Origin of the sequence: Mesorhizobium sp. M8A.F.Ca.ET.021.01.1.1, assembly GCF_003998025.1 — a bacterium.
Taxonomy (GTDB): domain Bacteria; phylum Pseudomonadota; class Alphaproteobacteria; order Rhizobiales; family Rhizobiaceae; genus Mesorhizobium.
This window is the reverse complement of record NZ_RZSJ01000152.1, coordinates 1-11,394: the sequence shown is the minus strand read 5'-3', so window position 1 is coordinate 11,394 and position 11,394 is coordinate 1. Positions and strand designations below refer to the sequence as shown.

Annotated in this window: 7 protein-coding genes, 1 tRNA gene and 4 pseudogenes; 3 read left to right on the top strand and 9 right to left on the bottom strand. The window is 59.1% G+C overall.

All coding sequences use genetic code 11. The annotated features are described in order from the left end of the window. A pseudogene (locus EOA36_RS14395) lies at positions 1–510 on the bottom strand (DUF2569 family protein); the annotation flags it as partial. Positions 511–882: 372 nt separating this feature from the next. Here EOA36_RS14395 and EOA36_RS14390 point away from each other — a divergent pair. Beyond that, positions 883–972, top strand: a tRNA-Ser gene (locus EOA36_RS14390). 159 nt (positions 973–1,131) lie between these two features. On the opposite strand, the pseudogene EOA36_RS14385 reads toward EOA36_RS14390, so the two are convergent. The 6 genes and pseudogenes from EOA36_RS14385 to EOA36_RS14360 form a co-directional block, all read right to left on the bottom strand. Then, positions 1,132–1,255, bottom strand: a pseudogene (locus EOA36_RS14385) (IS3 family transposase); the annotation flags it as partial. Between the two features lie 145 nt (positions 1,256–1,400). Beyond that, positions 1,401–2,420, bottom strand: a complete 1,020-nt coding sequence (locus EOA36_RS14380) for a DUF4105 domain-containing protein (protein ID WP_127278208.1) — start codon at positions 2,418–2,420, stop codon at positions 1,401–1,403. A 104-nt stretch (positions 2,421–2,524) separates the two neighbouring features. Beyond that, positions 2,525–3,781, bottom strand: coding sequence for an alpha/beta hydrolase (locus EOA36_RS14375; RefSeq protein WP_245464355.1), 1,257 nt, complete (start codon positions 3,779–3,781; stop codon positions 2,525–2,527). 294 nt (positions 3,782–4,075) lie between these two features. Further along, positions 4,076–4,463: pseudogene (locus tag EOA36_RS14370) on the bottom strand (leucine zipper domain-containing protein); the annotation flags it as partial. A 173-nt stretch (positions 4,464–4,636) separates the two neighbouring features. Then, the gene (locus tag EOA36_RS14365; RefSeq protein ID WP_127278206.1) at positions 4,637–5,386 is read right to left on the bottom strand and encodes a hypothetical protein; all 750 of its coding nucleotides are present in this window, start codon (positions 5,384–5,386) and stop codon (positions 4,637–4,639) included. Between the two features lie 289 nt (positions 5,387–5,675). Next, a pseudogene (locus tag EOA36_RS14360) lies at positions 5,676–6,291 on the bottom strand (DUF3300 domain-containing protein); the annotation flags it as partial. A 446-nt stretch (positions 6,292–6,737) separates the two neighbouring features. Here EOA36_RS14360 and EOA36_RS14355 point away from each other — a divergent pair. Then, positions 6,738–8,180 (top strand): DUF1254 domain-containing protein, encoded by a 1,443-nt coding sequence (locus EOA36_RS14355; RefSeq protein ID WP_127278205.1) that lies wholly within the window; start codon positions 6,738–6,740, stop codon positions 8,178–8,180. Between the two features lie 346 nt (positions 8,181–8,526). Beyond that, positions 8,527–9,342, top strand: coding sequence for a transporter (locus EOA36_RS14350; RefSeq protein ID WP_127278204.1), 816 nt, complete (start codon positions 8,527–8,529; stop codon positions 9,340–9,342). A gap of 561 nt (positions 9,343–9,903) precedes the next feature. Here the strand turns inward: EOA36_RS14350 and EOA36_RS14345 are convergent. Together EOA36_RS14345 and EOA36_RS14340 are read right to left on the bottom strand one after the other, a co-directional pair. After that, the gene (locus EOA36_RS14345; protein ID WP_127278203.1) at positions 9,904–10,899 is read right to left on the bottom strand and encodes a HupE/UreJ family protein; all 996 of its coding nucleotides are present in this window, start codon (positions 10,897–10,899) and stop codon (positions 9,904–9,906) included. Continuing rightward, positions 10,896–11,394 (bottom strand): peptidylprolyl isomerase (locus EOA36_RS14340; RefSeq protein WP_145969171.1); only part of this gene is annotated, 499 nt, incomplete at its 5' end. The genes EOA36_RS14345 and EOA36_RS14340, both read right to left, overlap by 4 nt.

Below are 11,394 nucleotides of genomic sequence, written 5' to 3'. Positions count from 1 at the left end.
GAGCAAGGCAGCGACGATGGAAACGAAGACCGACGGCGCTTCGGTCGGAGGCCTGGCATAGACGCCTTCGGCGCCGGAGCCGCGGCGCAGCAGATAGATGCAGAGCAGGCCGATGGCGATTTCGGCGCCGCCGATGAACTGGCTCCTGGCGGAGAAGACGAAATCGGGCACGGCAAGCACATAGGCCTGCCTCGCCAGCACCCAGACGATGGTCGCCACCTGCCAGATGATGAACTGGCGCGGGAAGCGCGCCGAGCGGCCAAAGGCAAGGCCGAGCAGGTAAAGCCCCCACAGGATGGTGATGATGTCGACGGCAAGCCCGCCAAGGAGGAAATAAAAGATCCTGTCCGGCAGGCCGGAGTCGCCGGTCAGCCACCAGGCCGAGGCCAGGCCGTAGACCGACCACGCCATGACGAAGATGAGCCAACCCACCGGGACATAAGACAGGTCGTTGCCTGGGCGCCCGACTGGCGCCTGCCCGCTGCCCGGTTGTTCATTGCTTGATGTCATGTCCGGACGATGCCCCCGCAAAGCCTCCACGTCACTCGACAGGTGGCCGGCGGCGAAGTCAAGCGCGGCCGTCTTGCGGCCTTGCCTGTGCACATCATTCGGGGCGTCGGCACCTCGAAAACGGATGCGGCGTGGGTCTCAAGAAGCGCTGTGTGGCCGGCAAAGCGAATAGACTGCCGTTATGGCTTGGCATTCGGCGCGGGATCGACTAGATGAGCCCCGCGCCTGTTGCTTTGACGGCTCAGGGGCGAAGGGAAGGTGTTTGCTGGTTGGCGGCACCCACGGCGCGGAAATAGCGTGCTGGCTCCCTGAAGGGACTGCATTGTCCCCAACCCGCGCGGCGAAACCGGCCGTCGCGAAAAATGCAAGGACGGAGAGGTGGCCGAGTGGTTGAAGGCGCACGCCTGGAAAGTGTGTTTACGGGAGACCGTAACGCGGGTTCGAATCCCGCTCTCTCCGCCATACCATCAACAAAAACAACAGCTTATAGTGAAATTCAGAATTTACCCGCCAAAGAGCCCATCATGCAGAATGCTATTGATTTAGGCAGCTGCGACGGCATGAGACATCCGGCCGGGGCGCCATTCCCATCATAAAACGATATCTTGGACTCATCGAGATCATGATGCGGAAGCGGCGCCCGTCGGTGGGCTGGTCCGATACGAAGTCAGCGCTCGTCGGCCCTCAGCGGCACCAGCATCGGCGCTCTAGTCCCGATCGCCCGTTTGCGGCCGCCACGGTGGCGCCTTGGGTAATGCGGGCACCTTCTTTCCGACACGAACTTTGTTCCAGTATCCTGCGGCGGGGACGCGATTCCGCATCGCTTCAGCAGCTTCTTTAGGCCGACATCTGGCCTACTGATTCAGTTTCGACAATCGAGATATAGCACTTCAAGGGGCGTACCCGCTTCGAGACGGAGACGGCACGCCAATACGGATTAGTCTTGAATAGTCTGGCGAAAGGCCTGACTTCCGCGCACGGTCGTCGATGTGGGCTATCGCCCTTAAGTCTGACAATGGCATGCGGGTATCGAGTGCACCCCGTGCATAGGCATAATCGGGAAGATAGCCGTTGACGATGAGGCGCCAGTCGAGAGGGACCACGTCACCGACCGCTCGCATCATCTTGACGATCGTCGTCGTGCAGTTCGTCGTGATGGAATTGTAGAATTCTGGCGTCGCGGACAGCGCATTTGCGTCAGAGAGATATTCCAGAAGGAGCGTCCGGGCTGCGTCAGGCGACGCCTTCAGTCGATAGATTTGGACGTCCTCTCCCCGTACATTCGACCTGACGCCGACCACGTCACGCTCGTCGGCCGCGATAATGACCAGGGGATTGCTCTTGAACAGGTCTGCTATGGGCGAAAACTCGCCACCGCGACGCCGCCGTACCTCGATGGACCAAGCAAGATAGTCACCTCCTGCAAAGCCGAAGCTCATGATGACATGGGCGATTTTGGTCCCAGACCAATAAGACATGAAGAGGTCGACGGTCTGGATGCTGGAGAGATCGTACGTCCGCGTTGTCCAGCGTTCGGTGAAATCGGTGTCGCTGCGCCATTCGAAGGCGCGCACGTCTTTTAACGTCAACCGATTTCCGTCGTAGGTGCCGGTTACCTGACGGGCGACATCGGGCGCCCAGTCGGCGTGGGCCAAAGGCTTGATGGTGCTCCACCAAACCAGAACCGCAGCAAACGCAGCCACAAACACTGCGAGGGCCCGGAAGCGGATCCGGCTGAAGAGCGCGATGATGATGGTGAAGCCGAACAAGATGAACAGGATGCAGGCCACTGCCCGTCCGGGCTCCGCGAAAGGCAGGCGGTACCACATGGCAAGGCCGGCCCAGGCGGTCAAGATTGTAACGACTAGTGAAAGGATGATCGCAATTGAGATTCGCGCGACGCCACGCATTCATTCCCCCCTTTTCAGCCGGACGGAACGCAGCGCCGTTCCTGCAGATGCGTATGGTCTGTCCTTCATCGGCTTCAGTACTGCCACTTGGCTTCGCCGAATGGCTATTTCCTGCAATCTTGGATAGTCGGAGAGGAGACACCGCAATTCTTGCCAGCCTTCGCTTTCTGGCTGTTCTGGGAACCTGCGAGAGTGTTGACCTGACGGCCGTAGTTCTCCCTGGTGTTCTGATCGATCACTGCCACGGGTGCCGCGATCACCAGCCCCGCCGCGCTGCCCGCCGCTGCTGCCGCTCCGGTCGTTGCCTGAATGATCGTGTCGCCCAAGCCAACCCTACTGTCGGTGAGATTCTGGCCGCCGGCAATTCGAGCCCCAATCAGTTGGACGGTCTGGGGTGACTCGGCGAACTTGCCATGGTTCAACTTGTCTCCGGATTTGACTTTGGTCAGGTCGATGACCACTACATTGTTTTTCGCGAATTCCTCTTTGTATGGGCTCTGCTCCGGGTTGATTGAACCGAGCCGCGGGATATCGCCCCAGACCCGTTTTGAAATCGCCAGCGCGCGGTCATCCTGCGAAACAAAAAGGGTGAACTGGGGGTGCTGTTTGCCCATGTCGGCAATTTGCGTGCGAAACACGTCGACATCGACGTCAGGGGCAGCCAGCATGACGTTCTTGAATTTCGCCGGCAGGCCGCCGTTGCGGATAGCCATCTGGCGCAAAGATTCCAACGCAAGCCAGTTGCCCATTGAATGAGCGAGGATCGAGACTTCCTTTACGTCTGGATCGCGCGCGAGAAACTGGAACAACAGTTCGAGGCCGTCGCGGGTGTAGTTGGTGCTTTCGCGGTCATATCCATAGGCAAGTGCGCTCCCACGAGAAGGCCAGGTGACCAGGATGGGCACGCTGTCGGTGCCTGTATCGTGGGAGATCTGCGCAAAACGATAAACCGAATCTTCGAATCGGTTATTAAAACCATGGATAAAGACCAAAACACTATGGTCCCGGCTTTTCCTGACAGACGCGTGGAGCCATCCCTTCGCAGTCTGGACGGTCAAATCGTCGGTCTGAACGACCGCGAAATCGGTTGCCGGGTTTGATGGAAGTTTCCTGGGCCACGCGACCTCGCCGACCTTGCGAACCGATGCCGGAGGAATCGACACTGTAATCTCCGCGAACGAGGGGGCCAATCCGCGCTCGCCCGTAAACATCTCAGCCGGATTGGAGGAACGACTGCGGGTCGTCGCCACCAACATCTCCACCTTGCTAGCCGAAGGGGACGTTTCGGCCACTGGCAACAGCACATTCGTCGGACGGGACGCGCACCCCCAGAACAGGGCAGCCAAAGCCGACGCCAACAAAACGCTGCTGACATGCCTGACTTTGGATAGGCTCACAAAACAATTTCCCAAACTCCCCTCCCGTTTCGAAGTTGTCCCCAAGCGAATGCACGGCTCGAAAGCAGCCCCGCTTTGATACTTGATGCAAATGCATGGCGCTCGTAGCATCTGGTATTCTCTGCTGGTTGGCTTCGGACTTATTTCTTTGCGAGTAGGAGTGTAACGACGGTGCGGAAACTGAATCTGTCAGGGCTCGCTCCCGAGCGCTCAGCCCAATAGAGCACCACTCCCGGGCACAGGCTGATTGGCTTGACGCTCGCGCTCATAGCGACGCGCCGGCTCGGCCGGTACCAGGTCTTTCAGCCGTAACAGTCCGGCGTGTGCCAGCACTCGCCCCACCGTCGCTTCGGACACGCCGGTTTGCATAGCAATGTGCTTGCCGGTCAGGCGCTGCCCGCGCAGCGCACAATCGCATCTGCCACCGCGGCTACGGCTCGCCTCGGACTTGTCTTGGGCCGCGAGGAATGGTCGAGCATGCCGGCGCTTCCCCCGATCCGGAAGCGCTCCACCCAGCGCGCCACCACCTTCGCCGTCACCCCGTATGTCTGCGCCGCATCGGCTTTGGAAAGACGGCATTCAACAACGTCGCGGCCATCTCCTCTCGACGCAGCGGCGTCAGACGGGCATTCTTGTGGATGTTCATTCGTCCTTCGAGAACCGACCAGAACATTGCGTTCTCGGGTCGAGAAGGCCGCCCCTGCTACCGGGAGCGAAAACGATCAGCACGGAACCGCCATAGCGAAACTTCGCGATGCTCTTGCTTCCTTACCTCAAATACGCGATCGCGATCTATTTGACCTGCCATCACCGATCCGATCAGAACCGAAATTTGGCGCCGATGATTGGTCCCTGCATTGCCACGTCAAATACAAATCCGTCGTTGTCGTAGTCTACGGCAAGGTAGCGATAGCCCGCTTCCAGCGTGACCGAATCGCTATACCGGTATTGAAGCGTGCCCAGCACCTGCCAATCGATGTCGGCGCCGACACCGAAGCCACCGACATCCGCCTCGCCATGGAGGCCGAATCCGTTGCCGAGAGCAACATTGCCGGCCACACCAATCAGAGGGTCGACCCAAGTCTTGCTACCGCTGGCCTCCCTCGTGGCGAGAGGGCCGGTAACGGTCAAATCCGTATCCAGGTACCAGAGCCGTCCGCCGGCCAGAACGTCCAAGGTCGCGGTGCCATTGTCGACGACCCGATAGGAGCCGCCGAAGGTCCACAGCACCATGTTCATCTTCGCTTCGGCCGAAAGAGCAGCCAACGGGCCGGGCGATGTGCCATCGGCCTCGAGTCCCAGGTATATGAAGTCGGTGAATAGAGCGTAGCGGCCATTGCGCGCCTCACCGGCAAGCATGACCGGCGGGGGAGACCAATCGATGTGGTTGAAAATCTGGCTGAAATCGACATTGACATCCGCCGGCGACAGGCCCCTGACGCCGACCCTGCCGTTCATGCCTGCCATCCAGAAATAGGGCTCTGCCGTGAAGGTCCAGACCGGCGCGGGTGCAGGTGTGGGTTCGGGAGGTGCAAGGTCTGCCGCGATCGCCGGCGCCGCAACCAGCACTGCCGCTATCCCCGCCAAAGCCGGCACGAGAGCTCGGATGATTCCCATATCGAAGTCCCCTCTAAAATCCGTCTTTTACTTCTTGTCCGATGCGAACGTCTTGCGCCGCAGTGACAACATATACGTATTCGCGCGGCTCAGCTAATGGATATCGGCTTCCGGTCGTTCTTCATTCGTAGCGGTCCATTGCTCGTGGCTGTCACGGACAGTGTTGAGCCTACTTCGGGAACAGCAGGGTAATTCCCGTGCGGAAGCCGAAGCCGTCGGGTCCGCTGTCGGGACTTTTAGCCCAGTAGGCAATCGGCGCAAGGGGATAAGCGGTAGCGTACGGCATGGCCGGTTCATACCGCGGGATATAGATCGTGTCCGTACTCGCGGACCGGATAACGACATTGTTGTTCTCTTCGACAACCGTGACCTTGTCGTCGGCCCTTGGCCTCCGCCTTGTCGCGCAACTGCTGAATCGCGACCAGTACGTCTTTTTGCTGATACGTTAACGCGTCGCCAAACGTCTGGGTCCAATCCAGATCGTCACTCATCATTTTAATGATCTCGGGATAGTTGAGCAGCGAGATTACACTGCTGTCCCAGCTTTCTTTGGGTTTCAGGTCCGATTTCTTGGCCACCTGATCCAGGAACCGGCTCGCCTCTACAATCTGCAGCCGGTACAGCGACGCCTCACAAATAAGTGCGACAAGTTCATCGGGGTAGAGTGCGATGCGCGCTACCAGGATTTCAAGTTCATCCTCGTCAAGCGGTTCGGGAGATTGGGCGCCCGTGCCGCTATCCGCGGCGACTGTCTTATTCTGGGCGGCCGCGAAGGAGGCGGGACTGGAGCAGACGAGAAGCGCAATAGCGGCCACAATGCCGGCGCCGGCGCGCCAGCGCGGAAACTTGCGTTCCATTATCGTCCTCCAAGCGATTTCAGGGTGGCTGCCAGCGAGTCGTGCTGCCAGTCCCGGCAAATACCTTCTGCCTTGGCACGATGCTGGAGCATTCCCCTCTTATGGGGAAGGTAGTTAACTGTATGCTACGTGCAGACTGGGCAGCTCGTGCCAGTGGATCAGTCGACGTGAAGCCGGCTTTCCTCAGCAACCGCTTGGTACGCGAGGCGTAAGCTGCGCGACCCCAGCGGCATTCAACGGTCTTGTGCCAGCCTCATCAAGGAGCTTCGGCGCCAGGCGGGGAACTCTCCCTGCGCGGCTTTTGACACTTAACGTGCTGGTGCGCGACCTTGTTTGCTTTCACGACAATCGACGCCTGTATGATCCCGTAAGATACATGCAGTACCTAGTTTCTCGATGCATGGTGCCGTAGCGTCAAACACACGTCAAAACTCGGAGTGCCAGCTATGAACATATCGCGTCGCGCCGTCTCGCTTGGCGGCTTAGGTCTGCTTGCTGCAACTTCGCAGAGGCCCACGAGTGGCCACGCAGAGGGTCTGGTTGGAGATCTGATGGAAGGATCGGATGATTTCGGCCTCGCGGTCGAGGCTTACACTTACGGCTATCCGCTGGTCACGATGGAGATGACTCGCCGGGTTATAACAAATGTTGCCAAACCCAAGGGAACCAAGGCTCCGATGGGGAATCTTATCAAGGTGCGCGAATATCCTAATGCACAGTTCCGGGATGTGACAGCTCCCAACGCCGACACGCTGTACACCACGGCCTTCTTGGACGTCGGCAAGGAGCCTTGGGTCGTCAGCCTGCCGGACTTGCAGGACCGCTACGCCTTGTTCCCCATGCTCGACGGCTGGACGACGGTCTTCGACGTGCCGGGAAAGCGGACCACCGGAACAGGCGCGCAGACCTTTGCCGTTACCGGCCCTGGCTGGGAAGGCACGCTGCCGGACGGGGTCAAGCAGTACAAATCGCCGACCAGCATCGTCTGGCTGCTCGGCCGCATCTATTGCACAGGCACGCCCGAGGACTATGCGGCAGTTCACAAGGTGCAGGACGAGGTAAAGCTCTATCCGCTGAGCGCGCACGGCAAGGAATGGACGCCGCCTCCCGGCAAGGTCGACCAGTCGATCGACATGAAAACGGCGGTCCGCGATCAAGTCAACAAGATGGATGCGGTCGAGTATTTCACGCTGCTCGCCGAACTGATGAAGACCAATCCGCCGACGGAGGCTGACGCACCGATGGTGGAAAAAATGGCACAAATCGGCATCGTGCCGGGGCAGGATTTCGACAAGACGAAGTTCAATCCTGCCTTCGTCACGCGCGTCCCGCAGATCGCCTTCGACCGCATCATGCTGCACTTCAAGTTCAGTGACGGCGACGTGAAGCAAATCAATGGCTGGGGCTTCACAACCAAGACCGGTATCTACGGCACGAACTATATCCAGCGCGCGCTCGTGACCGCCATTGGCCTTGGCGCCAATCGTCCGCAGGACGCGATCTATCCGACCTCCATGACGTCGCATGGCGACTTGATCAACAGGGCCTATTCGGGTTCGGACAAATACGTCCTGACCTTCAAGAAGGGTCTAACCCCTCCGGTAACAGGCTTCTGGTCAGTGACTATGTACGACGCGGATTACTTCTTCGTCGACAACCCGCTCAACCGTTATTCTATCAGCGCCCGCCAGCCGCTGAAAGCCAATGACGATGGTTCCATTGACATCCTGATCCAGAACGAGAGCCCTGGAGCAGACAAGGAGGCCAACTGGCTGCCTGCGCCCAAGGGCAAGTTCGTCCTGATGATGCGGACCTACTGGCCAAACGAGAGCGACCCTTCGATCATTGACGGTTCGTGGACCATCCCGCCTGTTAAGAAGGTGAGCTGAGTGACGTGGCGAGGCTGAGGGGGGGTAGACTGTGCCCCCGAGGCCTCCTTAAACCGCTTGGCCGGCTTGACCGTGGCGCGGGAACACTCCATGTCCTCAACGATCTGGTTCCAACTTTGCCCAGCGCATAGCATGTCATGATCGCCCTGTTCCGCTCTCATGACCGGCGCTTCAGTCGCAAGCTCCATCCCGCCTGCATCGACCTAAGACAAGCGAATGATTGCGGGGCGGCGTTCGAGAAACACACCCATCGACAAAAGTGTGGACCATACCCAGCATTGACGGTGTACTGTCTATCCGGGGTCGGTCCCCTTAGGCTGGTCGGCATGCGAAGAGGGGGTTGCCGATGTCAATGAAGTCCGAATGGGCCATTCGGCTGGCGGCTACGCTCGCCTCAGGCTTGCTCGTCTGCAGTGCCGCTTGGGCCGAGGATACCCAGGATCTCGCCAAGAAGCTGTCTAACCCGATCGCCTCGCTGATCAGCGTGCCGTTCCAATTCAATTGGGACCAGGGCTATGGTCCCAACGATGGCGACAAGGGCTATGTCAACATCCAGCCGGTCATTCCGTTCTCGCTCAACGACGATTGGAACGTCATCTCCCGCACCATCCTGCCCGTCGCCTACCAGCACGATATTGCCGGGCCTTCCGGCAATCAGTTCGGGCTCGGCGACATCAGCCAGAGCCTGTTCTTCTCGCCCAAGAAGCCGACCGCAAATGGGATCATCTGGGGTGTCGGCCCGGTGTTCCTCTTTCCGACGGCGACCGACGAATTGCTTGGTGGACAAAAATGGGGAGCTGGTCCGACAGCCGTCGTGTTGAAACAAAAGGACGGATGGACGGTGGGTATGTTGGCGAACCACATCTGGTCGTTTGCCGGCGACGGCGACCGCAGCGACATCAACGCCACCTACTTGCAGCCTTTCGTCTCCTACACGACGAAGGACGCTTGGACGTTCAGCTTGAACACCGAGAGCACCTACAATTGGGAGGCGCAGCAATGGTCGGTCCCGATCAACTTCCAAGTCTCGAAGCTGGTGGTGATGGACAAGCAGCCGATCAGCCTGTTCGCCGGTGTGCGCTACTGGGCGGAAAGCCCCGACAATGGGCCAGATGGTTTCGGCTTCCGCACGGGTATTACACTACTGTTTCCAAATAAATAGGCCGGGCAGTGCTTCGGCCGGGGCGCAGGCCGGTCCTGCGTCCGCTTGTCGTGTGAGGGTAGCAGCGATCTGGCTGAGGCTCTGCCCGGCTGCCTTCAGCGGATGGACTCTCGCTCCTGGCCGAGCGCGAACGAGCTTCCGTTTAGGGTCGAACTCGGTAGTCCAGGTGATTGGGTTTTGACCCCAAACGCCATCCGATTTGGTCGCCCGCAACGGTCCAGCGTTCGCCTGACCTGCATAGACGTCCATTTCCCACCTCGGGGCGGAGTCATCTGCGTTTGGGCAGCCACATAGAGCAACGTCCGCATGAAGCCCATTCAACTTGTTTCTGTTTCATTCTGTTCTCCAATTGCTGCGTTCCGTTTGGAATTCTCGACTGGGGTTCTCAGCGGTGCCGACATGGAGTGGCCGCCATCTCATTCTGATCCGGGAAATCCGCAGGACGACCGAGACGCGACATCGCCATGACCAAGATCGCTCCGATCCTCGAGGGCTCGCGACGTTTCTCGCCAATCAACGCGACGCTTAACCCGAGTTCGGAACCAGTTCCAGTTATCCGATCTAGACCACAAAGCCGGCAAGTCGTGTGATGAGCCAGCCTGCAGCCATTGTGCCGATCAGATAGGCGGCAGTGCTCCGCGCAGCTACAATCGGAATGGTGATCAGGGTGGTAACAATTCTGAAGGCGATTAGTACCGCCGCTACAAAAAGCATTTGCCCTGCTTCGACGCCCAGATTGAAGGTGAGAAGAGCAAGCGGCACATCCACCTGTGGAAGTCCGATCTCCTTGAGCGCACCAGCAAAGCCAAAGCCATGAAGAAGACCGAAAGCGAAGGCCACCATCCAGGGATAGGTCTCGGACAGCCGCCTTTCTGCTGGCTTGATCTTGGTGAGTTCGCTGGCCACGAAGGCAATGCTAAGCGCAATGGTGGCTTCCACGGGTTTCTGCGGTAGGCTGAAGTAACCCAAAGCCGCCCCTGCAAGCGTGATACTGTGGGCAATCGTAAAGGCAGTAATTGTCTTCACGAGCGTCCATCGATTGTGGATCAGCAGCATGAGAGCCAGCACGAATAGAAGGTGGTCGATGCCGGACAGGATGTGATCAACACCCAACCGGAAATAGGTTTCCGCCACCTCAAAGCTGGCCTGAGCGCCCTTGATGACAGTGCTCGGCATATCTGGTTTGAGGCGGGCAATCTCCGTCGTCCCATCGCGGTAGGTAATATGGATCAGCGCGTCGGTCAGGGTTGAGCGCAAGCCGTCGATGGTGATCTCACGGCCCTTCAGACCGCCGTCGCATGCGGCGGTCCATCGCTCAATGTAGGCACCGCCATCGATGGATCTCGTCGGCTCGTTCTCCGCCCTGCATGTTTCCGGCAAACGCGCGTAGAGGCTGAGCCGCCTGTCGCCCAGGGCCGGCACTTTCCATACCGCCACAAATACATCGGGTTCCGTCTCCCGCATCTCGAGATAAGCGGGGCGCATCTCGTGTGCTGCTGCGGGTGCGGATTGGAACAGCTGCAGAAGAACCGTCAATAGCGCTGCGAAGCGAATCATCGGATGGCGCTCGTTTTTGCGGGGTACTCGATCACTACCGCATATCGCTTCAGCAATTCCTCAAGTCGGCGCTCTTCGAATTCCTTGCGCTTGTCATTCGCCCACTCGCGCACCACGTCATCGCGCACCTCGTTGAGCGCGGGCAAGCGGCCCGGTCTACGCTCTGACAGCTTGATCAAATGAAGTCCGAAACTTGATGTGACGGGACCCGTCCACTGGCCTAGCGTTGCCTTGTCGAGCGCTTCGGCGAAATCCGTCCCAAAAGTCTGGCCTATCGATGATTTGCCTGTCAGGGGCAGCTCCACGGGAAGCAACGACACGTCACCCAACATCGTCGGATCGGTCGCGGGATTTGTCGCCAATGTCTTCAATATGGAGGCCGCGTCCTGCCCGGTCTTGTCGCCGTGCTGGTCCGGGTTGAGGAAAACCTGTTGGAAGGCCAGCATCGGTTCGATCTCGAATACGGTGGGGTGAGCCTTCAGATAGGCATCAAGC

Bases quoted from the DNA above. Each gene is read 5' to 3' on its own strand.
- EOA36_RS14380 (WP_127278208.1), bottom strand. From the start codon at position 2,420: ATGCGTGGCGTCGCGCGAATCTCAATTGCGATCATCCTTTCACTAGTC.
- EOA36_RS14355 (WP_127278205.1), top strand. From the start codon at position 6,738: ATGAACATATCGCGTCGCGCCGTCTCGCTTGGCGGCTTAGGTCTGCTT.
- EOA36_RS14350 (WP_127278204.1), top strand. From the start codon at position 8,527: ATGTCAATGAAGTCCGAATGGGCCATTCGGCTGGCGGCTACGCTCGCC.
- EOA36_RS14345 (WP_127278203.1), bottom strand. From the start codon at position 10,899: ATGATTCGCTTCGCAGCGCTATTGACGGTTCTTCTGCAGCTGTTCCAA.